Genomic DNA, 26,646 nt, shown 5'->3' on the forward strand with positions numbered 1-26,646 from the left:
ATGAAAAAATTAGGCTATTATTGTTTTTATAAATCATTTTTGGAGTATTGATAGCGAAACAATGACTATGCAATTGCTGCAAAAAGACTGGCCTATATGACCTTTCTTAATGGTCGAAGATTACAGTGCAGACCTTTGATAATCAAGGGTAAACTTTGTCTGAGTTGCAACGTAAACAATCATTCTGTGGATTTATCTCCACGCAGCCGCTTCACCTCAAAAAGTTGAAGGGCGTGTTATTGTTTTAGCGTAAGGAGCAAGTGTGCTCAAAGTTAGATCGTTGGAGAAAAGCTATTGTCTGACTCAAGGACAAGGCGAGCTTGATAACACTATCGTTCTGCAAGATTTGAATCTTGAATTGAAAGCGGGTTCTAGTATGTCGATTCAGGGCGAGTCGGGCTGCGGAAAATCCACTTTATTACATCTTATAGGCGCTCTGGACACTCCCGATGCAGGAAGCATCCTTTTACACTTAGATCATGTCCATGCCGCTCAACAGACCACACACAATAAAAAGCCCCTTGAGATCCACAATATGAGTGAGTCTGAAGCCGATGTATTTCGGCGCAAACATCTTGGCTTTGTATTTCAAAAATTCAATCTCATTGACTGTATTTCGGTTAAGGAAAACATTGAGCTCCCTTGTAAACTAAACGGAATTGACGACTCTTCCTATGTTCTTCAGCTCACACAAGAGCTAGGGATAGAGCAACACTTAAACAAGCTGCCGACCCAGCTTTCTGGGGGTGAGCAACAACGTGTTGCCGTAGCAAGGGCTCTGGCGCATAAACCTTCTTTAGTGCTTGCCGATGAACCCACTGGTAATTTGGATGAGAAAAACTCTGCGTTGGTGAGTCGTTTGTTATTTGATTCTTGCAAAAAGCTTGGGATAAGCCTTATCGCAGTTACGCACAGCGCAAAAGTGGCTGAACTTGCTGACGCACAATACTTAATCCATAACAAAAAAATTGCCATAAAGTCGAATACAGAGCACACGGTAATATGAAAAATGCCTTGTCTTACCTATGAATAAGCTTAGGTCTCTCCTTAAACATCGCTTAATTGAACCGAGTGTTTTTCGCTTACTCATGCTCAGTTATAAACACACATGGTTTAGCCTTATGATGGTGATTTTATCGCTGATTATTGCATGTGCGGGCTTAAGTGCAGTGCTCATTATTACCGCAGGGGCAAAGCAAAGCTATAGTGAATCAAGCGCCAGCGCTTTACTGAACGCAAGGCATGAAATCAGTGTGCAGCAACTGGAAACCAGACAAAGCGAAGGCATCAGCAAAGACGAGTATGCTAAGCTGCGTGCTCTGGGTATCGCGCCCTTAATTGCGGTTTCAAGCTTAAACGCGCATTTATACGTAAGCAATAAACGCGTAACGCAAAAACCTGCGCAGATAATCGGCATTGACGTGCTCGCTAGTTTGAATCAGGTGCATTTTTCCACTAAACAAGGTGAAAGCGTTTCCGCTAACTCAGCGCCAAGTACTCAGTCCTTAGTTTTCTCAGAGGAAATAGTACTCATTCATCCACGCTTTGCAGATGAGCTTGGCATTAATGAAGGTGAGCGTCTATCACTTAAAGATGCTCAACTTCCACCGCTAATGATGACTGATCTTGCTGGATTAGGTGACGATCTTATTGTCGATATTGCTACATTGTTTTCGCTGTCACCTTCTCAAAACATAGAACGTCTAGTGATTGTACAAGCACTCAGTCAGCGCGATATAGAAGCGATTGAAAATGCACTACCAGCGCACTTAAAACTACATTCGGTGTCCGTCAATCAGCTTCAAAGCACGCCAAACACAACCGATAGCTTTTATCTTAACTTACTTGCGATGGCGCTACTGATGTTTGCAGTCTGTTTATTCATCGTAATGAATGCATGCAACCTGCTCATATTTAAGCGTTTTGGCATGATCAAGGTGATGCGACAATTAGGCTTGGGCCGAGCGGCCATTTTGTTTTCACAAGCCATCGAGTTTTTCATTGTTGTCGCGATTTGCAGTGCCGTCGGTGTTGTAATAGGTGCGCAGCTCGCCGTGCTGGCATCACCCGCGGTTAGAGCAATTGTTGAAGGTTTGTATCAGGTCCAACTTGCGTTTAGCGATACCAGCTTCACTAGCTTGTATATTAAAGTGTTCGGGATTAGCCTATGCGGGATCGCGCTGGCCTTATTTGCCCCTTTTCGCGCGCTAAATAAAAGCTTGAGCCAAACCACACCCAGCGCTGAATCAGAAAAACTAAATAAACGATTGGGCATGCTATTTGTAAGTCTGTGCGCCATAGCGCTTTTCATATTCAATTTTACTCCTCTAGCGAATTATCTGCATATTTTATTAATTGGTGCAGCCTGCGTTATTCTTGCTGGATGTTGCGCCTTGATTATTGGCTTTCCTACCCTACTTCGCGCGTGTAGCAAGCTTATTCCGGCACAATTTACCTTGACACGCTTAAGCGTATCTCAGGCCCTTGCGCTGTCCCAAAAAACGAAAATCGCGTGCTGCGCGTTTTTCATCGCTGTCACCAGCAATATGGGGATGAATTTAATGGTAGATAGCTTTCGCGACAGCACACAAAGCTGGTTAAGTCAGCGTCTGGCAGCAAATCACTATTTGTATTCTGACGATAGTCAGCTAAATGCAAAACTGCCTGACTTAGCGCGGCAAAACGGTATCACGCTATTCCCTCGATTCGAAAAAAGCGCTAGCTTGTATGGACAGCCCACCCAAATATTCAGCTACCCTGTAAACGATACCTTCAAACAAGCGATGGCATTTTATACAGCGCGTTCAGACGTATGGGAGGGATTTGAATCGGGGCAGTATGCGCTAATTAATCAACAGTTTTCCATTCGCAACAAACTTCAGCTTGGTGACAGATTTGAATTGTCATTTGATTCTGAGAATATCAGTCAAAGCCTTAGCGTTGGAGGCATTATTTATGACTATGGAAATCCGAGCTCACAGGTGTTGCTGCCAATATCGTCGTTTAATCCGAAGCTCGACCCAAGCACCATATTTGCCTTGCTTGGAACACCTTCTCAAATAGATAGCTTTTCCAAGCAATTAAGCGAGATGGGCGTCGATACAGCCAGACAGTTATTTGAAACAGAACAGATCCTTAAAGGTTCAATGGAAATATTCGACCGCACTTTTATCATCACCGACGGCCTTAATTTGGTTACATTGCTGGTCGCTTCACTCTCGCTTGCTTGCACAATTGTCATTCTTTTGGATCAAAGCCGTGCGCAAATGACGCTGCTGCGAGCGCTAGGCGTGTCACTTTGGCAGTCAAGAATGATGCTAATGCAACAATACACCGTATTGTGCTTTATCGCTTTGCTTGCAGCGACGCCATTTGGCATTTTGCTAAGCTATATACTCATTGAACAAATCAATTATCACGCATTCAATTGGTCTTACCCTTTGCTAATTAACTGGCTTGATATTGCCAGGCTCTATGCAATAAGCCTCATCATTGTTGTGCTAATAATTAGCCTGCCTATCATTTATTCAAGTAAGCAGAAGCTGGTGGAGGACTTACGATGTTTAGACTAATCAAGGTCATTATTGTGACTGTCTTGTTCAGCCTGTTTTTAAGTGCATGCGATAACGATAAACACAATGCGGATATATCTGTAGCAGCAGAAACGTACAATGGAGATTTAGACGCTAAACAAAAACCTCCTCAGAGAATCAATCCTAATTTCTTGCGATCAAGTGGCAAAACTGCCGACCCAAGTTATCAAATCACCTTTCCCTTTGACCATTTACCGCATCCTAATTTTGATATTGAGTGGTGGTACTTAACCTCCAACTTAAAAGGCGATGATGGGAAAGCATATTCATTGCAATGGACGCTATTTCGATTTGCTCAGCGCAACAGGCAAGATGATTGGTACCAAGGTCAGATCTATATGGCGCATGCCTCTCTACATTCTCAAAGCGAACATTGGTTTGAAGAACGATTTGCGCCCGCTGGTCTTGGCAATGCCTTTGTTGAAAAAACAAGCGCCGGCGCAATTGAATTAGCCATGGATGATTGGAAGTGGCTTGGTGAACTTAAAAACGGATCGCTTTTTCCATCAACGCTGAACTTTAAAATTAGACCATTGGTAAGTACTACTCTCGATTCCGGCGCACGCCTGCCTGCGCAAAACGGCGAAACTAGCCAAGTTCCACCACAAGCTAGCGTAAGTTTGAAGCTATCTAGCATTGGTCCTTTTATTTTGCAGGGTCAAGACGGATACAGCATCAAATCGGCACAAGGACGTCATGCTTCACATTACTACTCCCAGCCCTTCATACAAGTAGACGGCACTATTCATTTTGCAGAGCAATCGGAAAAACCAGAGCTGTCAATCGATGCTAGTTCAACCTCTGGCACAGTAACAAATGAAGTGAAAGTAAAGGGCCTGGCTTGGTACGATCACGAGTGGTCTTCTGCTCTCGTGGATAGCGAAACGGCGGGGTGGGATTGGATGTCTTTGCATTTTGACAATGGCGACAAACTCATGGCCTTTCAGATGCGCTTATCCAACGCAGATGGAGAATCAAATAACATGTCTTATCAAACCGGTACCTACATTTACGCCAACGGCGATTCTCAGAGCTTACTACCACAAGACATTGAACTAAGTATTTTACAAAACCAAATGGTGGCTGGACGAAACATGCCCTTAAAATGGGAAGTTAACATTCCTTCAAAGGCGCTAAAAGTGATCGTAGAAGCAACAAAAGCCAAATCTTACAATCCTTCTATTTTTCCTTATTATGAGGGTGCAGTCTCATTTGAGGGCACCCATTCAGGCATTGGATTTTTAGAGCTTACTGGCTACTAGCGCTTGTTTATCTGCCGAAGTGATGTCTTTAATCAAAATCTTCATCAATATCCATTGCCATTTCACCTTCTGCATCGTCTGTAACTGAATTTTTTCGAGTGCCGTAAATGCTTCCCGCTTTCGGCCGATTAATGCGTTTTTGATACTTTAACCAAGCCCTTTCGGCTGCTGATTGTGGCGCGCAATCGCCTTTTGCAGCATTTAAAAAGTGAAAGTCTTCTTCATCCCTTGGCGCTATCTCACCATCAACAAGCGCGGCAATTAAACAGCCATACTCGCTAAGGGCGCGACTTTCCGCAATAGAAAAATCGCCTGAACGGGAAAAACCATAAGGGTAATTTTTAGAGTCGCTAAAAACGCGATTAAGTAGTACTTCTTTGGATAAACTAGCCACGCCACATTGCTCCACAGTTGATTGACATTAACTATAAAAAACAACATCTTAGCCCGAAAAGTTAGGCATATTCACACAACAAGTTCAGGCGTCTCGAATCTGCGAGCATGCCTTGAAGATCTCGTTTTACTCTTGAATATCGGCACTGTCAACAGAATTGTTTAGCCATGATAACAATTTAAATTTTCTGCAACGAATGTGTCACGAATGCGTCATGAATGAGGATTTGTATGGCATACGTCTTTACGCTATTTTGAGAATTGAGCTATGCTCAGTACATCGATTCAAACCAGTAGGGCGTCAAAAATGACCCAGCTATTAAGCCAAAAAGACCTAAGCAGGTTCACTACATGTGTTGCTGTCACATTCTGCTTGCTGATTTCAGTCCATAAGATTGCAGCAGCTGATGAACCCAAGCACGATGACGTGCTTGCCTACGCTTTCAATCAGAGCATCACAGAATCACAGCTTCAAGAAAGATTTGAGGCCCAAAAACAAGAGGCGCCTGAAGGCCTAGTAGCAAATTTTGAGTACAATCGTGAGCAAATGTTTATGCGTTGGCTGTATTCGCTTATCGGTGCAGACCTCGACGAGAGATGCAGCGTGGTGGTCACAGATTTAGAAATTCAAAGCTTTCACCAAAGTATGAACACATTCTCAAACTTGCGTGAACGAATAGATGGGCTGGATGAGCAAACCATACAAGCAATGAAGCCGCACATGAACACCATAGCCGATGCCAATATACGTACCTACAAACATAATAAGTGTTGATATGAACAATATGGCGGCAGCGTGATTTTTCAACAAGGCAACCCTTTTGAAGCAATTGGTGCAATGACTCAGTATTTGCGTGAGCTTCAAGAAACGCAAAGACTGCTAATCATCGATACTCAGCTCAAGTCTGCGTTTTGGGCGTATTTTAATCAACAGCGTATCTTCGAACTCAAAGAAAGTGAGATTAATTATGATCAGCCATGGTGGCTCTTGAGAAATCAAAATAAAGAGCAGTAAGGCCTACGCTTACTTCGAAATCCACGCCCAGTTCATTTCACAAATAACCGGCTCATCGCCGGACTCATCCGTCACTTTGACCGCAACCATTAAGTCACCCTTATCTTCGCTTTGCATTTGTAGGATTTGTTTATCTGTGACATGTGCAACAGCTGTTATGTCGCCTACAGAGCGTTTCACATATTTAAGATTCATCGACTTGATCAAAGGCAACTTATCACCGGGCAAATTGAGTCCGACTACAAAACCGCTTGCAGATTCGGCAAGGAGCGCCATCGCCGCAGCATGTACGCCGCCTATATGGTTTTGCACTTTAGTTCGATTCTTTTGAAAAAAGGTGACCTGTTTGAGATCGGTATCTAGAATTTTTACGCCGGCAGTGCGCACCAGCTTCACTTTATATCTAAATACAAACGTGAGTAAAAACATGGCAAGACCGTGGGGATAAGTCAGGCATTTATCTGCGAATGTTCTAAGTGGATTTATTTTTGCCATGCTCTATATCCCAATTAAATGACCTGTTGCGCCGTGGTTACCTTCAACTGGTCGGATGTCATATTTTGAGTTATGTTAACGTGCTCGCAGAATCGGGTCAATACGGACAATGCTGGCGTGTTTGGCGCTGTAAAAAAATTTACTGTGGCAACACCAACGCTAGCGCGCCTCGAAGACCGGAGTCTGTATTGAGACCTGGCGTAACGATTATGTCTTCAATGCGAGTTCCTTCTGGCAAACATAAATAGTCATTCAACATTCTTTGGGTGTGATAAATCACCTTTTTTAGCAGAAAGCTTTGTTGCATAACACCGCCCCCAAGAATGATTTTTTGTGGCGAGACGGTCATCAATAAATTATGACAAAACTGCCCTACAACCTTCGCCTGCATATCCCAGGCAGGATGGTCGGGTTTCATGTCCATAGTACTCTGACGCCAAATCTTCTCCATAGAGGTACCTGAGGCAAGTCCTTCGACGCAGTCACAATGAAAGGGACACTGACCGGGTTCATCCATTGGAAAGCCTTCCGGCACTTTGATTCTCATATGCCCCATTTCAGGATGAACCAGGCCTTTCAGCGTTTGTCCATTTACCACCAATCCTCCTCCAAACCCAGTGCCAATGGTCACATACACTACTACTGAGCAACCCTTTCCTGCTCCCCATCGCGTTTCTGCCAGTGCAGCTGCGTTTACATCTGTATCCACTTTCACATTCACTTTTAAAGCTGAAGATAAAGTGCTTACTACCGGCGCGTTACTCCAATGAGGCTTGGGCGTTTTAGTGATGTTTCCGAAGGTGCTTGAGCGAGCATCCAAATCGAGCGGGCCAAAACTTGCTAGGCCAAGTTCGTTAAAGTTGTGCCCTTGGGCCTTCAGCGAGGCATAAAACTGTATCACCTCGCTAAGTGTTTGCTCAGGTGTAGTGGTTTCTATCCGCGTTTTGGCAATTTCATTCTCGTGCAAATCGTAAAGTGCACAAATAAATTTGGTGCCGCCAGCTTCAATTGCTGCAATAGAATCAGCGCTCATATGTTGTACCTCTTTTTGACATGGTCAAGACACCTGCCAACCCACGGAATGTTATGGCTTGTTGATCTTTGATTTCGCCATCTTAATCGATTAAGATGGCGAAATCAAAATGTTAATTATTTGCTAATGACAGATGAATAAAGCTAAAAAACAAGCCCGTTGTCAGCGCAAAATACCAGAGAAGTAACAAATGGATATTTCAAAAGAAAGTGCCCTTTCGCTTAGTCGCATTTTACAATCGCTTGATTTAAGTGGCTTGAGCAAGACACAAAAAAACGTATTTGTGCAGCGCCTTGATGAGCACTTTCCGTCACTTTTTCAGCACTATTATGATGTTTATGGTTGGCAGTACGATTTCTTCTATCATCTGCAATCGCTGGTTCAGGTATTGTTCGAGGGATTTGCCGCTCGTCCTCGATCACTTAAAAGCAAGGATATGGCACGCATAGACAATCCGCATTGGCACAAAAAAGAAAGTATGCTTGGCATTGCTTGTTATGTTGATTTATTTGGCGGAGATTTAAAAGCGCTCAAAAAACGCATTCCATATTTTAAATCAATGGGCATCAATTACGTGCACTTAATGCCGCTGTTTAAAGCGCCAGAAGGGGATAGCGATGGTGGCTACGCGGTGTCAGATTATCGAAGCGTTAACCCAAGTCTAGGTGATATTGATGACCTGAAAAATTTAGCAGCCGCATTCAACAAAGAAGATATCAATCTGGTATTGGATTTTGTATTCAATCACACCTCAGATGAGCACCAATGGGCGCTTAAAGCAAAATCCGGTAGTACTGAGCATCAAGCGTATTATTGGATGTTTGATTCAAAAGACATTCCCAATCGTTACGAAAATCACTTGCGAGAGATATTTCCGCAAGTTCGTCGAGGAAATTTTAGCTTTGAGCCCAGTACACAAAAATGGGTTTGGACAACGTTTAACAATTTCCAATGGGACCTTAACTACTCAAACCCAAGCGTTTTTAATGCCATTACAGGTGAAATGCTTTTCCTTGCCAATATAGGCTGCGACGCGCTGCGTCTTGACGCCTTGGCCTTTATTTGGAAAGAAATGGGCACTAGTTGCGAGAATCAGCCAAAGGCGCACACACTCATCCAAGCCTTTAATAGATGTCTGCAAATTGTATCGCCAGCGGTTGTGTTTAAATCTGAAGCCATTGTTCATCCAGATGAGGTCGTTAAATACATCGATAAGGAAGAGTGTCAGCTGTCTTATAATCCGCTTTTAATGGCGCTCATTTGGAATAGCTTAGCCACACGAAAAACACGCTTAATTACAGCCTCAATGAAAAAAACCGGTACAATCTCAAACGACTGCTCATGGGTAAATTACGTAAGATGTCATGATGATATAGGCTGGACCTTTGATGATCAGGTAGCTGAAGAGCTGGGCATTAATGGCGAAGACCATCGGCGTTTTTTAAATCAGTTTTACACAGGGCGTTTCGCTGGCAGTTTTGCAAACGGAGTGCCCTTTGGTGAAAACCCGAGCACCGGAGACTGTCGAGTATGTGGTTCTCTTGCGTCCTTATGCGGCCTTGAAAGAGCGCAAGCAGAGAATGATAGCGCTGCTGTTGAACTCGCTGAAAAGCGGATATTGCTCGTTCACAGCATCATTTTAAGCATAGGTGGTTTACCGCTACTGTACGCCGGGGACGACTTTGCACTCATAAACGATTACGGCTATCAACAAGATACCGCCAAGCAGCACGATGCCAGATGGGTGCATAGGATTGACGTTAGCAATGATATGCTTGAACGCTCACCCAACCCACAAATCACTGACTTATTAAAAAGGCTAATCCAAATACGCCAAAGCAATGCCGTGTTTGGTGACGCTAATACGCACTTTTTAGATGCGCCAAATGAACACTGTTTTGCTTATCTTCGCGATAATGGTGTGCAAAAGTGCTTATGTATCGTGAACTTCAGTGAACATACTGTGCACATTCACTCCGATTACTTCACACAGCTTGAACAATCTATTGCGCTTGATTTAGTCAGTGGGTCAACACTAGACTTAAAGCAAACAATGATATTAGACAGCTATCAGTTTACTTGGCTAAAAGTGAGCTAGGTGACCGCTATGCATGGCCTGCTCGTCGGACTTTAAGTTCAGATTCAATATTCGCGATTGTCTGTTTATCTAAGGTGTAGAACAGCATCATTAATCCGCCAATCGCAAATAAAATGGCAGGTACAGCCGTTGCCATAAGCCTTAAGCCCAATATTGCCTCATCGGTCTGTACTTCGTTTGCCACAAATCCTACATAAGCAAGGATAAAACCAGGCAAGGCTCCCCCGAGGGCAGAGCCAAATTTTAAAGCAAACATTGACGCGGACACCGTTAAGCCAGATGTTCGTTTACCCGTTTTCCACTCGCCATATTCAGCGCAATCAGTAAACATTGAGAAAAACAGCGTTATCACCACGCCAAAAGTACCAATGCCGATAAAGTGCAAGAATACCGTTAGCGCATACATATCGGGCGGCACAAAATAGCCAATCATGAGCAAAACAGCATGCAAAACACACATGAACAGGACGATGCGATGTTTGGAAAAGTAAAGCGCTAACCATGAGGCGATCATCGCTCCAAAAATTTGTCCTATGATCCCAAACGACGTGAAGATGGCGACCCTATCAAATATCCAAAATACGGCTTCACCGCTGTCTTGCATATAGTATTTTACGTAATAGATGATGGACGAAAATCGAGCAATCAATCCAATTACAATAAGAATGCACGATACCGCTAGCATAATCCACGAGGTGTTTTTTACTAGCTCACCCATGTCTTTGAGCACCGATGATTCATGTTTTGGCAAACTAATGCGTTCTTTCGTTGACGCGTAAGTAAACCAGAAAATAGCAATCGACAGGCCAGCAAAAATACCCATGGTAATTCGAAAACCCAGTACGTCGTCACCACCACCGAGCAGCTTAGATAATGGAGTTGCGAATGCAGCTATCAACAGGGTGCCAATGCCGGCGCATACTAAGCGATAGGTTGTGGCTTTGGTTCGCTCTTCTGCCGATGGGTGAATGACCGCTAAAAGCGCAGAATAGGGAACGTTGATAGCGGTAAACGCTAGCATCACCCCGATATAAGTGACATAAGCATAAATGAGTTTGCCCGTATCAGAAAAATTGGGGCCGAAGAAAATTGCAAAGCCCAGCAAACCGTAAGGCACAGCCATCCACAACAGATAAGGGCGATATTTGCCCATCTTAGTTTGTGTACGATCGGCAACCGCACCCATTAGTGGGTCACTCACTGCATCAACAATCTTTGATATTAATAGCATCAGTCCCACGGCGGCAGGCGCTAGACCGTAAATGTCGGTAAAATAATAAAGCAGATATAAACCGAAAAAGCCAAGGTAGAAATTGGAAGCCATATCACCCAAACCGTATCCCAACTTTTCCTTAAAAGATAAGCTGGGATGGCTTTGTGGCTTTTGCTCATTTGATTGCATAGCAACTTCCTATTTTGCAGCGTAATGTGAGGAAAAATGTACAAAATCCTCGATTTACGTCAGGCAGTGCCTATCTAAAAGGCACTTAAATTTATCTAAACACGATTTAACATCATATTAACTTAAACGATTAAGATAAGAAACCACTTTGTTGCTAGCGGTTTTTTTTGAACAATAAGAAAGAGCGGAAATGCTCGTTGTAGCGCGAGATTACGCGGAGTCTCTAACAACCAATTTGGCTTCCATCATCACCTGCCGAGTATCATTCTCAAGCAACATTGTGGCAGCCAGCTGGCCTTTTTCATAACCTTGCTGACTAATAGTAGTTAACGCTGGTTGATTTCGCTTTGCTTCAGCTATGTCATCAAAACCTGTGATCCTGAGATCTTCTGGCACTCGCAGCCCCAACTCATCTGCGACCTTACACGCTCCTATAGCAATGATATCTGACATGCATAAAATGACATTTGGACGCTGTGTCCGAGCTAATAGAATCCGTGCACCATCGATGGCTTGCTCAAGCACATTGACTGGCATGTGGATAATATTATCTGCAGGAATCTCAGCACCTCGTGATTTGGCACCCGCTACATAGCCAAAAAGTCGTTGCCATGAGATTTCTTGTTTGTCATGGTCAAGATCCTTATCTTCGATGGGGCGCACCTGATTATCAGCAATTAATCGCATACCCATGATAGCTGGGATATCTCGCTCGCCATGAATTGCGTGCTCGGCTAATTCTTTACATGCTGAAAAGTTATCAATGTTCACAGACGACACGTCGGGCGCATCAAAATCGACAACGATGCAGGGCTTTCCCGATCGTGTAACACGATTAAAACTCTGCCCTTCTGGCGCACCATAAAATATAAAGCCATCAGGTAATGACTCTGCTCGCACTTGCGCATCTGACATGACAGTAGAGGATAATAAAAGCAGTTGCTTATTGGCTTTTGCTAATACTTCCGTAATGCCGGCCATAAAGTCAGTTGCCATCGGGTCTGAAAAACTATAGGTAAGGGAGTCAGAAAGCATGACAGCAATCACATCAGACTGACCAGATCGAAGTGAACGCGCGATCATACTTGGCCCCGAATAGCCGATGCGTTGGCACTCTAGTAATATCCGCTCACGCAATGACTTCGAAAGCTGATCAGGACGGTTAAATGCATTTGAAATGGTTGCAGTGGAAACGCCAATCAATTTTGAAACATCTTTTAAAGATGGCGGCTTTTTAGTGCGGGTCACGCTGAATCACATGTTTACTTATACACGAGGTATAATGTGCCACAAACCGCTGTCTTATACTAGAGATATAGAACACAAGCCATTTACACTAATTGATCAATTATGAAACACATAAGTTGCAAAAGGTATTGATGAGGGTGGTAAAAAGATTGGAGCGGGAAACGAGATTCGAACTCGCGACCCCGACCTTGGCAAGGTCGTGCTCTACCAACTGAGCTATTCCCGCAAACCGGATATGGGCGTTTGTCACAACCGGACGCGCATTATAAAAAAATCGCGCGAGGTTGCAAGCATCTTTTTTGTTTTTTTCTGCTTAATTTGCGCATATGCCAGCCGATAAACATAGATGTGGTGAGACACATTTAATTGAGGTCGCAGGGAGAGTATGCAAAACAGTGAGATATAAAATTCTACTTATTGAGCAAGACGGCTCAAGCCTTCGCGTATTAAAGCGGGTGATCGGTAAAGCCAACCTTGATGTTGTTGTTGCAACCAGCTTAACCGAAGCCAAGATTATATTTGACCAATCAACACCTGAATCGTTTTTATGCGCAGTAGTGGACTACTACTTACCTGACGCAGAGCATGGTGAGGCAATTGACTTTGCTATTTCCTCTTTTGTACCGGTTATCGTGATCACCAGCCAAACTGACCAAGATGTGAGAGAGCGCATTTTAAGCAAAGCCGTTGTTGACTATATTCCAAAAAGTAACGCTCAGATCTTTGATTATTTGTCTCGTTTGCTTACTCGCCTAGATAAAAACAAGAACGTGGGGGTGCTCGTAGTCGGTGGCAACACTAAAAACCGAAATGAAATTAGTACATTGCTGGGTCGGCATAACTTTTTAACCTATCAGGCTAATTCAACTGAGAACGCGCTTAGCACCTTGCAAAAGCATGCACATATAAAGCTAATGATCTGCGATCAGAATATCCCTGCAAGCACAGGTGTAGACCTAGTTGCTCAAGTTCGCAGGCGGTATGACAAAGAACAATTAAGTATTATCGGCGCTAGCGACAAAAACGAGGCGGCCTTGCTTGCAAGCTTTATTAAAAGCGGCGCAAATGACTACTTGCGTAAACCCTACTGTCATGAAGAGTTTTTTTGCCGCGTATTGCAAAATGTGGAGTATGTGGAACAAATCGAGTTGATAAAAAAGACTGCGAACATGGATTATCTAACCGGCATTGGCAACCGCAGGCACTTTTTTGCTCAAGTGGGCGACATCATGGGGCGCAAGCCTGATTCTATGTCATTGGCGCTTATCGATTTAGACCATTTCAAGAGTATTAACGATACCTACGGGCATGACTTTGGCGATTTAGTGCTAAAGGAGACCGCAAAGTTGATGAAAAAGCACTTTCAATCAGCCTGTATCTCTCGATTTGGTGGGGAAGAGTTTTGTGTATTCATGCATGGTGTATCGCAGCAAGACGCGTTTCAAAAATTAGATGACTTTAGACAAGCCGTTTCAGAGCGAACATTTAAGCGAAAAAGTCAACGTGTTCAGTGTACGCTAAGCGTTGGTCTCGCGCATACATCCAATGCAAAACTAGAGACGCTTTTAGGGCAAGCCGATGAGTTGTTATATCAAGCGAAAGCTAATGGGCGTAATCAAGTCGTTACTTAGGGCTGTATCTGAAAAATGCGTTTGTTTCAAATGACTGACTAACGAGGCTATATTTCTTTTTTCTTCCAACTTGAGCAAGCGCTTTACTTTCTGCAGTGGATTACTGAACAGTATTTCTTTTCATGTTATTTTCAAATCTTACTAGAGCCTGTGCGGCGGCCGCTTTAATCTGCTGCGGATGATTGTCGCTTTCCATTATCATTTTAATATTAGCCATCAGTTTATCTGTGGGCTTATCAAAATATCGAAGTCCTTTAATTGCCTCGTACTGAAGTTGATGGGTACCAAATTCCAAATGTGAATTCATAATATCCAGAGTTTTGTCAGTGGGAGAAATCGCGGCAAGCTTAATAATTGCCTCTGCCGAGACTGATTCAAGCTCATGAAAGCTTAACTCTTCCAGTCTCTCTATCAACAAGTCACGCGCATAATTGCTCTGCACTTGGTCATGTTTAAGCTCAATTACATTAACTAACGTAGACAATGCCTGCGGATCTTTCTCAATGAGTGTAGCCTCAATTAAAATATGGGTGAGCTGTTCCTGCTTTAAAGTATCTGCTATCGCGGAGTCCAATAAAGTATGCGCATCACGTCTTAGGCTTAGCTTGTCGGAACGAATTAGCTTAGCCATAAAGTCAACTTTTGCCTCATTGGTAGTGTTGTAGATCATTTCAAATAGCTGTTGTTTTTGAATAGCCTCGTCGGTTGAAAGATAAAGTTGCGCGACAAGTTCAAATCCCTTTTGCGAACTATTGATAAAGTCAATTGCACTCTCTAAGTCACGCTCGGATGTATCAGCTCGGCTCAAATAAGCGCGTAGGTCGTCAATATTGTTGATAGAAATACTATCAAGAGCTTCTAAGTGAGTTGTATCTGGTTTATTTGCTAACAAAGGTTTTTGTTCTCGTGCGTAAGGCGAAACCTTATCTACAGTCTTTATCTTTTCTGGTATTGAAGAACGAGTATTGGGAGCGTCAGTTATTGCATTGCTCTTTTCATATCTTTGTATATTTAAGTCACTTTCAGGTTGGCTTAGCGTAACCAAAACACTCATAAAACACGCGCAAATAAAAATGAAGACAAGAAAATATTTAATATAGGACCAATGCATCGTGACTCTCTCAGTAAATCCACATCAGTTTCTAGCAAACAGTATGTGTTGTTAACATCATTTATTCCCGCGCACTTAATGCCAAGTGTTGATATCTCTTTTAGGACAAGATAATAATCATAAAAGATCACTTGGATAACGTTACCCACCCTTCACTTGTTGCGAAATCGTATATTTTTTAATCAAATCTCGCCAAATGCAACCATTAAAACCTGCGAACAAGCAGGTTACATCAAATTTAATCAGGGTTTAATCCAATGAAAACAAAGGTTTTTCTTTACATACTTGGCGGTATTTTAACAAGCATGATGTTTTTCGCTAATGTTCAAGCTCAAGAAGCATGTGACTGGTACGGAAGGGAAATTGTTCCCATATGCACGATTGCACAGACCGGCTGGGGGCGAGAAGATGGCGAAAGGTGTATTAGCCGTAACGCTTGCATAAACGATCAACCATCTAATCGAGGCGGTATAGTAGGTGATGGCGGCTCTGGCGGTGGCGGCGGCGGTGGCGGCGGCGGTGGCGGCTCTGGCGGTGGCGGCGGTGGCGGCGGCGGTGGCGGCTCTGGCGGTGGCGGCGGTGGCGGCGGCGGCGGTGGCAGTCCTGGTGGCAGCGACCAATGTAATACTACGCAACAGTGTCAGGCTATCTACGGTAGCTCTGCAAATGATTGTCGAGACAGCCAAAGTGATACAAGTGTCTGTATGTGCGGTTCACAACCATGCGACAGCGTCGTAGGTGGCGGTGGTGGAGGCTCAGGCGATATCCCCCAACCGCCTTCTTCATGCAGTAACGAAAGCTTTGATATGACCTCGGGATTCAAGCTTCATACTATTTTGGATAGAAATACACCGCGAAGCGAATTTTCAGACTATACCGATTGGTATACCGAAAATGGAAACATACAGCGTTTTCAGCTAAACAATGGTGATCAAAACCAAACTTCCAGCATTTTACGTCCACGTGTTGAAACGCATCAGTCACCGCGCTGGACGAGAGGCAGCACAAGCTCTTGGAGAGAGTTCAGCGCAAATTATTATCTTGCCGAGTGGGATATACCTCAGCGATACGCAGTATTTCAAATCAAAACAAGCGACGCGAGTAATTTTATTATCCAAGCCTTGATTGATACCGATGGCAGTCTAAACATTGCCCGCCGAAGCAAAGGTTGGGTAGAGATTGCCGACGATGTATACCAGAAGCCCTTTAATCTTCGTGTGCGCTCAACAGGGTATCGATTTGAAGTGTACCTAAATTGCGAGCTAGTATTGGCAGAAAATCATCCTCAACCTGAGCTTGAAAGCAGCAGCACTCGTTACGGCTGGAGATGGGGGTTGTATCGTCAAGCCGCAGATGACGATAGACACGACGGAACAACTGTTATGTACGCAACAGGGGTGCAATACGAATAAGGCCTAAAGTGCACATTTAGATGTGTCCACTCGAATACCTATACTAGAGCAAATGAAATCTAGTTAGGCGTTCATCAATAATTACAGTCATTTACAACAATAAACGCCAGTTTAGACTGGCGTTTATTGTATTTATTGACGTCGCAACATCCCTCGCCTTGCTCGTTACCTGCAAGAGAAAGCTAACACTTATAGATACTGCGAAAGCTTTTGCTCAGAAGCTTGCCATTATTTATTGGTGTTGATATAGATAGGCCTAATTGGCTAACCCTTGCACTGGGACGCATTATGTCAGCAACAATCAACCTACCCTCTATTCTTGAAATTGGTGCTGGCGCAATCAAAAAGCTACCGATTATTTTGCAAAGTATTAACTGTAAACGACCTTGTTTAATTACCGACGAAACCATGGTCGATTTAGGCTTTGCTAACATGGTAATGGATATTCTTAAAGGCAACGGTATTTCGCTATCAGTGTTTTCAGACGTGATGCCTGAACCTGACGAAGTGTCTATCCAAGCTGCTGTCGATATGGTATCCAGCGCTGATTTCGATTGTTTAATTGCGCTTGGCGGGGGCAGTGCCATAGACAGTGCAAAAGCCATTTCACTTCTAGCCTCGCATGGCGGTCAAATGCGAGACTATAAAGTACCTCATCAGGTTATGCAGAAAAGTCTACCGCTCATTGCCGTTCCAACTACTGCCGGCACAGGGTCTGAGTGCACGCGCGTGACCATCATTAGCGACAGTAAAACATCCGAGAAGATGCTGTGTATGGGGCCAGGCCTTATGCCAATAGCAGCCATTGTTGATTACGAGCTATCATTAACCGCGCCTTTTCGTATCTCAGCAGATACGGGCATTGATGCACTCACACATGCGATTGAGGCTTACGTCAGTAAAAAAGCAAATTTGTATAGTGATCAACAAGCAGTTGCAGCTATGAAATTAATTGCGCCAAACTTAGTGACCGCTTGCGAGAAGCCTGAAAATCATCGGGCAAAAGAAGCTATGATGCTAGGGGCATGCCTTGCAGGAATTGCCTTTTCAAACGCCTCGGTTGCTCTAGTGCACGGCATGAGCAGGCCTTTGGGCGTCCATTTTCATGTACCTCACGGTATGAGTAATGCGATGCTATTGCCTGCTATCACAAAATATTCATTGGAAAGCGCAGCGAAGCGATATGCTCAATGCGCACTTCATATGGGTTTAGTTGCTTCATTAAATGACATTGATGAATGCCACAGTAAACTAATGGCATTTTTAAATCAGCTTAACGCAAGGCTCAAAGTCCCTAGCATGTCTGAATTTGGCATAGAGCAAAATCCGTTTAAGGACTTGCTTGATACAATGGCGGAACAGGCCTTAGCGTCTGGGTCGCCCAATAATAATCCTAAGGTGCCAAGCAAAGAGTGTATTATTGATTTGTATCGACAGGTTTATGTTTAAGCTTATTAAAACAATATAAACATATTTGATCCAAGTATGGCGCATCTTCATGGATTTGTGTCTATATCCAGTCTAATTAACTCGAATTCTGAATAAGTTAGCACTTAGCAGGCTGCTGATCACTTTAAAAACAACACGAAAAACGTAGATTGCGCAGAAATAACATGATGGGCCTCTTAAATACTAAACACATGCTTACGATAATACTGAAGCTCTTCAATCGACTCTTTTATATCATCCAAAGCCAAGTGAATGCCCTTTTTAACAAAGCCTTTAGTAATGTCAGGTTGCCACCGTGCGCAGAGCTCTTTAATGGTGCTCACGTCTATATTTCGGTAATGAAAATACGCCTCTAATTCGGGCATGTATTTAACTAAAAAGCGCCTGTCTTGACCTATAGAATTGCCACAAAGCGGTGATTTACCCTTGGGCACATAGTCATGCAAAAACGCAAGTGTTTCGTCTGCCGCTGATTTAGCGTCGTAAGTGCTTGCTTTGCAACGCTCTGTTAATCCTGACTCACCATGGGTTTTGGTGCACCACTGGTCCATTGAATTGAGTACCTCATCGCTTTGGTGTACCGCAATTACAGGACCTTGCGCCAAAATATTCAAGTCCTTGTCGGTAACAATGCTTGCTATTTCGAGCACAACACAGGTCTCAGGGTCGAGGCCAGTCATTTCCATGTCAATCCAAACCAAATTTTGATCATTTAATGCCGCATTCATTGCCATCGTGGCTCACGCTCCGTTTCTTATTTCATGTGTTGATGCTGTGTTTTTGATTTAAGCTGATTAAGTTTAGCTTAAACTTTCTGTATGTCGCTAAAACGACTCCATTTATTCCACAATGGTAGTTTCAATTAACATCTAAATGCAAGACACGCCCTAAAAGAGTATTATCTGTCGCGTCAGAAGCAATAATTTGGAATTGCGCAGTGGCTAAAAAGCCAAAACTATCAAAAAACCAACAGCGTCAAGTTGCCCGTAATCGTCATAAACGCATGGATTTGGAGAAACCCGCCGCCGCTGAGGGAACGGGGCATTTAGGTGAACAGCAATCTGGGAGGGTCATTAGCCGTTTTGGTAAGCACGCGATTGTTGAGGACTCAAGCCTTTCGCTGCACAAATGTCACATCAGGCGCACAATTGACTCTGTGGTGTGTGGCGATCATGTATTATTTAGAGCAAGCGAATCCAAAGAGGAGCGCGACCGAGGAATCATTGAGGTTGTGCTTGATCGTAAATCTACCCTAACCCGTCCCGATTTTTATGATGGGGTGAAACCCATTGCGTCAAACATCGACCAAATAATCGTTGTCAGCGCAATACTACCGGCCTTATCGCTACACATCATTGACCGTTACTTAGTTGCCTGCGAACACGCAGAAATATCGCCTCTTATCGTGATCAATAAAATTGAGCTACTGGGCGATGAACAACGAGCGGGTGTTGAAAAAGACCTACAGTTATATAAAGACATTGGCTATCGAGTGCTGCTTCTAAGCTGTCAAACCAACGAGGGCTTTGACAAGCTAAGCGAACAATTGCTTGATAAGGTCAGCGTATTTGTAGGTCAAAGCGGCGTAGGTAAATCCAGTATCGTCAATAGATTATTACCTGACGCAGATGAAGCCATTGGCGATGTCTCAGAAAATTCCGGTTTAGGTCAACATACCACTACCGCTTCAAAGCTTATGCATTTTACTCAAGGTGGCGAGCTGATAGACTCTCCTGGCGTGCGTGAGTTTGGCTTATGGCATCTCGACGCAGACACCGTTACTCGAGGTTTTATTGAGTTTCGAGATTATTTAGGTGGCTGTAAGTTTAGTGACTGTAAACACCAAAATGACCCAGGGTGTTTGATAACCGAAGCGGTAAAAGAGGGCAAGATCAGTGAACAGCGCTATCACAGTTACCTCAAAATAATTGAAACGCTTGCTCAAAATCGTCCTGCTTATGCAAAAGGATGATGTCTCATAAGCGTTTAATCCATCTCATTATGCCCACAGTCATGTACAATTGCCGCTAAGAAGTACGCAATATTGATTAGCAACGGGTGTTAGTTGTTAAAACATAAGAGCGTTTAAGTAACCTGAATCCTGTTTAAGAAATGGTGCAAGCGATTGTTTCACATACTTAAATTAATTTTTACACTCAGTGCTGCTAGAATTGTGAAGGACAAGGCGCAAAAGTCACGTAATAGTTATTCTATTGCTGGCTTTTGCAACGCAGTAATTCGCAATTCTAGCGGTGCTGAGCGCCGTTTCTTAAAAAGGATTCGGGTTAAGTACATATATTCGGAGCAAAGCCGTGCTTGATTGGTTTAAAGTTAAAGCTCAATACCTATTGCCAAAACATCTACTCTCTCGATTTTTAGGTGCAGTCGCTTCAAAAGAGCTTGGGGCATTTACACAGTTTTTGATTAAAAGCTTTATCAAGGCATTTAAAATAGACATGCAAGAAGCCTTGCATGAGTCCCCAAGTGATTATAAAACCTTCAATGCCTTTTTCACCCGCCCTCTGAAAGAGGGTATTCGACCGATTCAAGCGACTAGTCAACAACTATGCCATCCTGTGGATGGAGCGGTAAGCCAATTTGGAGAAATTTCAGGCGATCGGATTTTCCAGGCAAAAGGTCATGACTTTAGTTTAACCACTTTATTAGGCGGAAAACCTGAGCTTGCAGCGCCGTTCAAAGGTGGCAAATTCGCTACTGTCTATTTAGCACCAAAAGATTACCACCGCATTCACATGCCGATAGAAGGCAAGCTCACCGATACTTTGCATGTGCCTGGCGAACTGTTTTCGGTGAACCCGCTTACTGCGCAAAATGTACCGGGCTTATTTGCACGAAACGAACGCGTAGTTACCCTTTTTGATACGCCAGTGGGTAAAATGGCGATTGTATTGGTAGGAGCAACGGTTGTTGCAAGCATCGAAACCGTTTGGGCAGGCACCATAACGCCGCCAGCAGGAAAGTATGTTCAGCACTGGCAGCATGAAAAAGACGACATAAAACTTGCGATGGGTGAGGAAATGGGACGCTTTAAATTAGGCTCAACCATCGTACTGTGTTTTGAACCTAATAAAATTGACTTTGAAGATATGTCTGCGGGTATGACAACGCGCTTGGGTCACTTGTTAGCGTCACATGTTTAAACGCTCGCGTTGATGGATGATGTTCAAAAGAGCCTGCTAAACCTGCACCTTACCGTCATGCTTTTAGGCGGCACTGCTTTGTTTTCCAAGCTTATTCCCTTATCAGCCTTAGACATTACATTTGGTCGGTCTCTGCCAGCTTGCCTGTTGCTATTTGCATTTGTTAAGTTAAGCGGCGAGTCAATGCGTCTTAATCACGTCAAAGATTATTTTATTGCCATGGGTCTGGGTATTATTATGGCAGTGCATTGGGTGACTTACTTTGCAGCAATGCAGTACTCAAGTGTGTCAGTCGGCATTATCGCTTTATTTACCTTTCCGGTTATTACCGTTTTACTTGAACCACTGTTCGAAAAGATTAGACTCGTCTGGCAAGACTTAGTGAGTGCCATCGTGGTCTTAATTGGTATTTACATGATTGTGCCCGACGTATCTCTAGATAATGACATTACGCTGGGCGTAGTAATTGGCGTATTTTCAGCATTTTTATATGCCATGAGAAACTTGCTTCATCGTCAATACTTTTGCCACTACAGCGGCGCAAAAGCAATGGGCTATCAAATCGCGATTATCTGCCCCTGTTTAGTGCTTTTTGTGTCCAGCGACTTTTTTACACCAGCAGGTGCCCTTGACATACAAACTGCTATTTTACTATTGCTGCTTGGTACAGTGTTTACCGCACTACCTCATGCCTTGGTCGCTACCGCTTTAAAACACCTTCGCGCTAAAACCTTCTCATTGGTCGCCTGCATGCAGCCTTTTTACGGCGTAGTATTTGCAATCGTCATGTTAGGTGAGTCGCCCACGTGGCAAACATTAGTTGGCGGTGTGTTAGTGATTTGCGCAGCCATTTATGAGACAGTCAATACCCACCGGCAACATCGAAAGGCTAAAGCATGCTCGTCTTAGCGCACCGTGGTTTAAGCGCACACTATCCTGAAAATACCCAAATCGCCTTTGAAAAGTCCATTGAACAAGGCGCAAAAGCGATTGAGTGTGATGTGCATCAGCTCGCTAATGAATTTATTATTTATCATGACTTTTCATTCAAGCGTATGACGGGTCAAGACCTTACTTTACATGACTTAGACAGCCAAGCTGAAACAGGCCTTGAGTTGTTCAAGCGTTTGCGCGTTCAAGGCGCTCATAAGATCATGAATTTGCACGAATGTTTGCAAGTTATTGATGGCCGTGTGCTTCTTAATCTTGAAATCAAATCGCTTCGCGAGCCAGCGAACTTTGTCAAAACCTTGCTTTGTGCCACGCGCCAATATCCCTGTAATATTGTATTGTCGTCTTTTAATCACCCTTTGCTTAAACAGTTACAAAACGAAATGCGTCAGGTAAACTTCGACTCTGAGGTCCAATTTGCTGCGCTTGTTGCACATTTGCCGATAGACTCAGCTCAGTTCGCTGTCGATTTGAATACCGATATTGCTGCCATTGATGCGCATTTGCTTGATGCAAATTTTGTCAATCATGCTCATAAACACGGACTGCAAGTTTGGTGTTATACAGTCAACGATGAGCATCTTCTTGAGAAGCTTTACAAATATGGAGTAGATGGAATATTTAGCGATGATGTGGCTTGGGCAAATGCGCTCGTAAAGCGCATAGAGAAGACCTAAGACAGGCCTTCGCTTTTAGCAGTCTTTACACTTTCGACATAAGCGCAGGTTGATCAAATGAGCAGCAATAATGAACGCGGCACCCACTGCAATAGTCAGTGGCTCAAACTCCTCGCCGAACATGTGTTTATTCCAATAAATTAACCCGCCCAAGGCCAATGAATACATCGGGTAAATTTGTCGGTGATATTGCTTAAACCCAATAAACAAGGCCGCAAAACCAATAACAATAGAGATGGTAAGAATGCCAAGCTCAAACCACTCCTGCGCAACGAAGGTGGACGCAAGCAAGGGAAGAACCGGTAGTAGCAGAGGCAGAAGCATACAATGCAGTGCGCAGGTAGCCGATATCCAAACGCCAAGCTTATCGAGCACGCGATTATTTAAGCGTTTGCTCTCGCCAGCAGAATAGTCTGGCGCAGAGTCGCTTAATTCGACACTCAATTCAGCATTTTTGCTTGTCACGGTTTTGATTTGCAAGATCTTTGCTCCCGAATCGCAGTTTTCTATATTTCAAATTAAACAAAACACCCTATTGGCAGAGGTGCTTTCGTAAATAATGAAACAGTATAACATTAATTATTAAAGGTGTGGAAGTACTGTATTAAGATTTACTCATCGGTGTGTACAGTGTGCAGAGGTAAGTTTTGAACCAGCATTGGATTAATGCGAAACTTGTTGGTTTCTTGTAAGTACTCACTTACCGTTATGACTTCTATATCAGGGGGAAGCTTAGGCAACATATGCTCGAGAAAATTCAGAGTTTCTTGATAGGGATGACCAATGCCAATGGCCTTTCCGTTTTTTCTGGCTGCACGTATAAGTGCGTCGAATTGCTCCTCAATAAATGCCGAATTTCGTTCATGATCGAGAAAGACTTGTCTTGTTGCAGCATTCACACCAAACTCGTCAGCAATTAGTCCCGCTTTAGTAAAGCGAGTTGTGCGGCTATCTACAAAAAACAGATTATTTTGTGCCAAGGTTTCCATTACCGTTCGCATGGGCAAGGTCATTTGCGTCAGCTTGCTGCCCATATGATTATTAACACCCACTGCATGTGGAACCGTTTTTAACGCCATTAACAAAGAAGTTTTAAGCTCTTGTGGATACATACCAGATAGCAAAGGTCCCTCACCTAATGCTTTTGGCTGAAGGGATTCCATGGGCATATGCAGCATCACTTCGCGGTTTTGCAGAGCCGCTTTAAACGAATAATCAGTGGAATATTCCGTATTGGGGAGGATAGAAAATGTCACTGAACTGGGCAGTCTAAACGCGCGCGCGTCAGACGCTTTGGCGCCCACGTCATCAATGATGATGCTGATCTGAGATTTACTGACGCTCGCTTGCTCAAGCGCATACGACGCTGATAGCGCGCAACACGTATAAGTCAAAACCCCCAATAAAGGCTTAGTAATCAATTGTTTTAGCGCAATCACTAGTGTCATATTTTTGTTGTTATGTCCAAAGATTAGCAATAACTAGCAAAAAATGCACCTATCTGCATTTTGACCACCGGTTTAGGTGTCAGGAGGACAAGCGCTTTACAATTTCTTCAAGGTAAGCTCGAGCACAACCGTAGTTAATTCGAAAGAAATCTGGTTCACCAAAGTCTCTGCCGGGCGAGGGCCCGACTCGTCTGTCTTCACACCACTTTTGAGTGTCTTTTACCTGCAATGCACTGGCATCTACCCACAAAAGAAAAGTGGCATCGGGGGAAGTACAAGACAAACCCTCAATTTTATTGATTTCACGCACTAAGTAGTCACGATTGGCGCGCAGATAATCTAGTTGCGCTTCGTACCAATGATCACACTGGGTAAACGCTGCTTGTGTTGCAGCAAGCCCGGCAACAGTGACCCAGGGCACAATCCCTGCACCAGCTCGGATAAATTTAGCTCTTACGCTAGCATTAGGAATGATTGCAAATGAGGTACCTAATCCAGCCACATTGAAGGTTTTGCTCGCTGCCATTAGCGTAATTGATGATTCACGCAGTTTACTGTGTTTACCCGCCGGCAAGTGCGCTTGACCATTTAATATCAAGTCACAGTGAATTTCATCACTGCAAAGCACCACATTATATTTAGTGCAAATGTATGCGACTTTATCAAGCTCATCGGTGCTCAGAACGCTGCCTGCAGGATTCATTGGATTACACAAAATAAATAAGGAAACGTCCGAACGAGCAGCCTGTTGTTCTAGACTATCAAAGTCAATTGTCCATCTGCCACCCTCTAAAACCGTTGGTACTTGCAGCTGCCTTCTATTGTTAATCTTGGGTGCGCCAAGCAGAGGTGGATAGTTTGGGCTTTGTACGATTATACCCTCACCTTCTTTTGAAAAAGCCTGACTTGCCATATTAAACGCGGGAACCACGCCAGGCGTCCACACCAGCCATGCGCGATCAATGTCCCAGCAATACTGTTTTTTACACCATCTGATAACCGCTTCTTCTGCACCCTTATGGTGTTTTGGCAGAGTATATCCTAGTAAGCCATGATCAACCCTTTCGTGCAGGGCCGCTAAAATTGGCTCAGCACAACGAAACTCGGTGTCTGCAATCCAGCAAGGTAGCACATCCGTGCCCTTATACTTCTCCCACTTGTATGCATAGGTTGATGAACGGTCAGGTTGAGCATCGAAATTCATGGCGCGTTAGGTATCCGTATTCAATGTGTTATTGGCAAATTTTCATGCGTTACTAGGGGCTGTTGATCTTTAGTAATCATAGTAGCAAAGTAAAGCACTGATATGGTGTATAAAACGCCGCATGAAATACAATTTTGGTTTACCATATAACCATTGGGTGTTTTGTGCGAGTGCAGAGCGACAGATCCAGAATGACGTAAGCCATGATACTTGCACTTTAATCTGGCGCTACAGCCACTCGTCTTTATTTTTTGGAGGGTGATATTTCAAAATCCATTTTGATAACAGGCTATGCCAGCGGCTTAGGTAAAGAACTTGCCTTACAATACATTGCAAACGGTTGCAGCCTTCTGTTGCTTGACGTTCAATCGGATAATGCATTTCAAGAGGCGCTGCGCGCACGTGCCAGCATGCAGCAGAAAATCCAGTTTTTGCAGGTCGACATTTGTGAACCCACTACCTTAAAACAACAAATTGATTTTGCAGTGCGAAAATTTGGTGTGCTTGATTTATGCGTTCATTGCGCGGGCATATTGATCTCTAAACCGTTTACGCATATCTCTCACAGCGAATTTGAGCAAATTCTGCAGGTCAATATTATGGGGACGCGAAATATCGTGTCTGCCGTAATTCCTCATCTTACTACCAGAGGGCAAATCGGCCTTATTGCTTCAATGGCAGGTTTAACAGGCGTGTTTGGTTACTCAGCGTACAGCGCATCAAAATTTGCCGTGGTCGGCATGGCAAAATCGCTGCAACTTGAGTTAAGACAACTTGGTATCGATGTGAGTTTAATTTGCCCCCCATCGGTTGACACACCGATGGTGGAAAAAGAAGCGCTTAAGATTCATCCAGCCACTAAAGCATTAAAAGATATGGCAGGCACCTTGAAGACTGAGGAGGCGGTTGCACAAATTATAGCCGGGCTTGCCAAACGAAAGGCACTCGTTATTCCGGGCACGCGAGCGAAGTTCATTTATTATTCAGAACGCTTTTTGCCAAGCGCATTAATCCGCGCTATTGGCCAGAAATTAGTTGGTAAGCATGCCTAAAATAGGCATGC

Annotated in this window: 24 protein-coding genes and 1 tRNA gene; 14 read left to right on the plus strand and 11 right to left on the minus strand. The window is 43.7% G+C overall.

Annotated features, from left to right (window positions below; all coding sequences use genetic code 11):
• The first annotated feature begins 262 nt into the window (after positions 1 to 262).
• The 3 genes from PN836_RS09815 to PN836_RS09825 are packed head-to-tail and all read left to right on the plus strand — an operon-like array spanning position 263 to position 4,855.
• Complete coding sequence (locus tag PN836_RS09815) at positions 263 to 1,006, plus strand: ABC transporter ATP-binding protein (RefSeq protein WP_395345197.1); 744 nt, start codon at positions 263 to 265, stop codon at positions 1,004 to 1,006.
• 19 nt (positions 1,007 to 1,025) lie between these two features.
• A complete protein-coding gene (locus PN836_RS09820) occupies positions 1,026 to 3,572 on the plus strand; it encodes an ABC transporter permease (protein ID WP_395345199.1) in 2,547 nt (848 codons plus the stop codon).
• Complete coding sequence (locus tag PN836_RS09825) at positions 3,560 to 4,855, plus strand: lipocalin-like domain-containing protein (RefSeq protein ID WP_395345201.1); 1,296 nt, start codon at positions 3,560 to 3,562, stop codon at positions 4,853 to 4,855. The genes PN836_RS09820 and PN836_RS09825 overlap by 13 nt, the downstream gene beginning before the upstream one ends.
• A gap of 28 nt (positions 4,856 to 4,883) precedes the next feature.
• Here PN836_RS09825 and maoP read toward each other — a convergent pair whose 3' ends face one another.
• A complete protein-coding gene (maoP, locus tag PN836_RS09830) occupies positions 4,884 to 5,249 on the minus strand; it encodes a DUF413 domain-containing protein (RefSeq protein ID WP_395345203.1) in 366 nt (121 codons plus the stop codon).
• Positions 5,250 to 5,555: 306 nt separating this feature from the next.
• Here maoP and PN836_RS09835 point away from each other — a divergent pair, with 306 nt between their 5' ends.
• Positions 5,556 to 6,023 carry a hypothetical protein gene (locus tag PN836_RS09835; RefSeq protein ID WP_395345205.1) on the plus strand — a complete coding sequence of 156 codons (468 nt, stop codon included), beginning with the start codon at positions 5,556 to 5,558 and terminating at the stop codon, positions 6,021 to 6,023.
• A 21-nt stretch (positions 6,024 to 6,044) separates the two neighbouring features.
• Positions 6,045 to 6,263, plus strand: a complete 219-nt coding sequence (locus PN836_RS09840) for a hypothetical protein (RefSeq protein WP_395345207.1) — start codon at positions 6,045 to 6,047, stop codon at positions 6,261 to 6,263.
• 9 nt (positions 6,264 to 6,272) lie between these two features.
• Here PN836_RS09840 and PN836_RS09845 read toward each other — a convergent pair whose 3' ends face one another.
• Both PN836_RS09845 and PN836_RS09850 read right to left on the minus strand, forming a co-directional pair.
• On the minus strand, positions 6,273 to 6,758 hold the full coding sequence (locus PN836_RS09845; protein ID WP_395345208.1) for a DUF4442 domain-containing protein: 486 nt from the start codon (positions 6,756 to 6,758) through the stop codon (positions 6,273 to 6,275).
• Positions 6,759 to 6,897: 139 nt separating this feature from the next.
• Entirely contained in the window at positions 6,898 to 7,791 is an 894-nt protein-coding gene (locus PN836_RS09850) for an ROK family protein (protein WP_395345210.1), read from the minus strand.
• Between the two features lie 190 nt (positions 7,792 to 7,981).
• Between PN836_RS09850 and PN836_RS09855 the strand changes: the two genes are divergently transcribed.
• Positions 7,982 to 9,889, plus strand: coding sequence for an amylosucrase (locus tag PN836_RS09855; protein WP_395345212.1), 1,908 nt, complete (start codon positions 7,982 to 7,984; stop codon positions 9,887 to 9,889).
• Between the two features lie 7 nt (positions 9,890 to 9,896).
• Here PN836_RS09855 and PN836_RS09860 read toward each other — a convergent pair whose 3' ends face one another.
• From PN836_RS09860 to PN836_RS09870, 3 genes are all read right to left on the minus strand, one after another.
• Positions 9,897 to 11,291 (minus strand): MFS transporter, encoded by a 1,395-nt coding sequence (locus tag PN836_RS09860; RefSeq protein ID WP_395345214.1) that lies wholly within the window; start codon positions 11,289 to 11,291, stop codon positions 9,897 to 9,899.
• Positions 11,292 to 11,501: 210 nt separating this feature from the next.
• Positions 11,502 to 12,539 carry a LacI family DNA-binding transcriptional regulator gene (locus PN836_RS09865; protein WP_395345216.1) on the minus strand — a complete coding sequence of 346 codons (1,038 nt, stop codon included), beginning with the start codon at positions 12,537 to 12,539 and terminating at the stop codon, positions 11,502 to 11,504.
• Between the two features lie 150 nt (positions 12,540 to 12,689).
• Positions 12,690 to 12,765: transfer RNA gene (locus PN836_RS09870), tRNA-Gly, on the minus strand.
• Between the two features lie 169 nt (positions 12,766 to 12,934).
• On the opposite strand from PN836_RS09870, the gene PN836_RS09875 reads away from it, so the two are divergent.
• Positions 12,935 to 14,170, plus strand: a complete 1,236-nt coding sequence (locus PN836_RS09875; protein WP_395345219.1) for a diguanylate cyclase — start codon at positions 12,935 to 12,937, stop codon at positions 14,168 to 14,170.
• 100 nt (positions 14,171 to 14,270) lie between these two features.
• Here PN836_RS09875 and PN836_RS09880 read toward each other — a convergent pair whose 3' ends face one another.
• A complete protein-coding gene (locus tag PN836_RS09880) occupies positions 14,271 to 15,224 on the minus strand; it encodes a hypothetical protein (RefSeq protein ID WP_395345222.1) in 954 nt (317 codons plus the stop codon).
• A 314-nt stretch (positions 15,225 to 15,538) separates the two neighbouring features.
• Here PN836_RS09880 and PN836_RS09885 point away from each other — a divergent pair, with 314 nt between their 5' ends.
• Both PN836_RS09885 and PN836_RS09890 read left to right on the plus strand, forming a co-directional pair.
• Positions 15,539 to 16,693 (plus strand): hypothetical protein, encoded by a 1,155-nt coding sequence (locus tag PN836_RS09885; protein WP_395345224.1) that lies wholly within the window; start codon positions 15,539 to 15,541, stop codon positions 16,691 to 16,693.
• A 288-nt stretch (positions 16,694 to 16,981) separates the two neighbouring features.
• Complete coding sequence (locus PN836_RS09890) at positions 16,982 to 18,142, plus strand: iron-containing alcohol dehydrogenase (protein WP_395345226.1); 1,161 nt, start codon at positions 16,982 to 16,984, stop codon at positions 18,140 to 18,142.
• 176 nt (positions 18,143 to 18,318) lie between these two features.
• Here PN836_RS09890 and orn read toward each other — a convergent pair whose 3' ends face one another.
• Positions 18,319 to 18,876, minus strand: coding sequence for an oligoribonuclease (gene orn, locus PN836_RS09895; protein WP_395345229.1), 558 nt, complete (start codon positions 18,874 to 18,876; stop codon positions 18,319 to 18,321).
• 203 nt (positions 18,877 to 19,079) lie between these two features.
• Between orn and rsgA the strand changes: the two genes are divergently transcribed.
• The 4 genes from rsgA to PN836_RS09915 all read left to right on the plus strand — a co-directional run bounded on the left by rsgA (position 19,080) and on the right by PN836_RS09915 (position 22,931).
• Positions 19,080 to 20,114, plus strand: coding sequence for a small ribosomal subunit biogenesis GTPase RsgA (rsgA, locus tag PN836_RS09900; protein ID WP_395345231.1), 1,035 nt, complete (start codon positions 19,080 to 19,082; stop codon positions 20,112 to 20,114).
• Between the two features lie 340 nt (positions 20,115 to 20,454).
• The gene (gene asd, locus PN836_RS09905; RefSeq protein ID WP_395345234.1) at positions 20,455 to 21,303 is read left to right on the plus strand and encodes an archaetidylserine decarboxylase; all 849 of its coding nucleotides are present in this window, start codon (positions 20,455 to 20,457) and stop codon (positions 21,301 to 21,303) included.
• A gap of 12 nt (positions 21,304 to 21,315) precedes the next feature.
• Positions 21,316 to 22,212, plus strand: coding sequence for a DMT family transporter (locus PN836_RS09910; protein ID WP_395345236.1), 897 nt, complete (start codon positions 21,316 to 21,318; stop codon positions 22,210 to 22,212).
• Positions 22,200 to 22,931: a glycerophosphodiester phosphodiesterase gene (locus tag PN836_RS09915; protein WP_395345238.1), complete on the plus strand. Its 732-nt coding sequence runs from the start codon at positions 22,200 to 22,202 to the stop codon at positions 22,929 to 22,931. Before PN836_RS09910 ends, PN836_RS09915 begins: the two co-directional genes overlap by 13 nt.
• A 15-nt stretch (positions 22,932 to 22,946) precedes the next feature.
• Here the strand turns inward: PN836_RS09915 and PN836_RS09920 are convergent, their stop codons facing one another.
• From PN836_RS09920 to PN836_RS09930, 3 genes are all read right to left on the minus strand, one after another.
• On the minus strand, positions 22,947 to 23,306 hold the full coding sequence (locus tag PN836_RS09920; RefSeq protein ID WP_395345595.1) for a MerC domain-containing protein: 360 nt from the start codon (positions 23,304 to 23,306) through the stop codon (positions 22,947 to 22,949).
• Positions 23,307 to 23,542: 236 nt separating this feature from the next.
• Positions 23,543 to 24,379 carry a divergent polysaccharide deacetylase family protein gene (locus PN836_RS09925; RefSeq protein WP_395345241.1) on the minus strand — a complete coding sequence of 279 codons (837 nt, stop codon included), beginning with the start codon at positions 24,377 to 24,379 and terminating at the stop codon, positions 23,543 to 23,545.
• A gap of 79 nt (positions 24,380 to 24,458) precedes the next feature.
• Entirely contained in the window at positions 24,459 to 25,583 is a 1,125-nt protein-coding gene (locus PN836_RS09930) for a MalY/PatB family protein (RefSeq protein WP_395345243.1), read from the minus strand.
• Positions 25,584 to 25,834: 251 nt separating this feature from the next.
• Here PN836_RS09930 and PN836_RS09935 point away from each other — a divergent pair, with 251 nt between their 5' ends.
• A complete protein-coding gene (locus tag PN836_RS09935) occupies positions 25,835 to 26,635 on the plus strand; it encodes an SDR family NAD(P)-dependent oxidoreductase (protein ID WP_415926399.1) in 801 nt (266 codons plus the stop codon).
• The last annotated feature ends 11 nt before the right edge of the window (positions 26,636 to 26,646 follow it).

Source organism: Ningiella algicola (assembly GCF_028401415.2).
In the GTDB taxonomy this organism is placed as follows: domain Bacteria; phylum Pseudomonadota; class Gammaproteobacteria; order Enterobacterales; family Alteromonadaceae; genus Glaciecola.

What these genes read in the sequence shown, in the direction of transcription:
- PN836_RS09825 (WP_395345201.1), top strand. Translation starts at nt 3,560, where the DNA reads ATGTTTAGACTAATCAAGGTCATTATTGTGACTGTCTTGTTCAGCCTG.
- PN836_RS09880 (WP_395345222.1), bottom strand. Translation starts at nt 15,224, where the DNA reads ATGAGTGTTTTGGTTACGCTAAGCCAACCTGAAAGTGACTTAAATATA.
- PN836_RS09885 (WP_395345224.1), top strand. Translation starts at nt 15,539, where the DNA reads ATGAAAACAAAGGTTTTTCTTTACATACTTGGCGGTATTTTAACAAGC.
- PN836_RS09855 (WP_395345212.1), top strand. Translation starts at nt 7,982, where the DNA reads ATGGATATTTCAAAAGAAAGTGCCCTTTCGCTTAGTCGCATTTTACAA.
- PN836_RS09845 (WP_395345208.1), bottom strand. Translation starts at nt 6,758, where the DNA reads ATGGCAAAAATAAATCCACTTAGAACATTCGCAGATAAATGCCTGACT.
- PN836_RS09835 (WP_395345205.1), top strand. Translation starts at nt 5,556, where the DNA reads ATGACCCAGCTATTAAGCCAAAAAGACCTAAGCAGGTTCACTACATGT.
- PN836_RS09850 (WP_395345210.1), bottom strand. Translation starts at nt 7,791, where the DNA reads ATGAGCGCTGATTCTATTGCAGCAATTGAAGCTGGCGGCACCAAATTT.
- PN836_RS09930 (WP_395345243.1), bottom strand. Translation starts at nt 25,583, where the DNA reads ATGAATTTCGATGCTCAACCTGACCGTTCATCAACCTATGCATACAAG.
- PN836_RS09910 (WP_395345236.1), top strand. Translation starts at nt 21,316, where the DNA reads ATGGATGATGTTCAAAAGAGCCTGCTAAACCTGCACCTTACCGTCATG.
- PN836_RS09925 (WP_395345241.1), bottom strand. Translation starts at nt 24,379, where the DNA reads ATGACACTAGTGATTGCGCTAAAACAATTGATTACTAAGCCTTTATTG.
- PN836_RS09890 (WP_395345226.1), top strand. Translation starts at nt 16,982, where the DNA reads ATGTCAGCAACAATCAACCTACCCTCTATTCTTGAAATTGGTGCTGGC.
- orn (WP_395345229.1), bottom strand. Translation starts at nt 18,876, where the DNA reads ATGGCAATGAATGCGGCATTAAATGATCAAAATTTGGTTTGGATTGAC.
- PN836_RS09820 (WP_395345199.1), top strand. Translation starts at nt 1,026, where the DNA reads ATGAATAAGCTTAGGTCTCTCCTTAAACATCGCTTAATTGAACCGAGT.
- PN836_RS09860 (WP_395345214.1), bottom strand. Translation starts at nt 11,291, where the DNA reads ATGCAATCAAATGAGCAAAAGCCACAAAGCCATCCCAGCTTATCTTTT.
- PN836_RS09915 (WP_395345238.1), top strand. Translation starts at nt 22,200, where the DNA reads ATGCTCGTCTTAGCGCACCGTGGTTTAAGCGCACACTATCCTGAAAAT.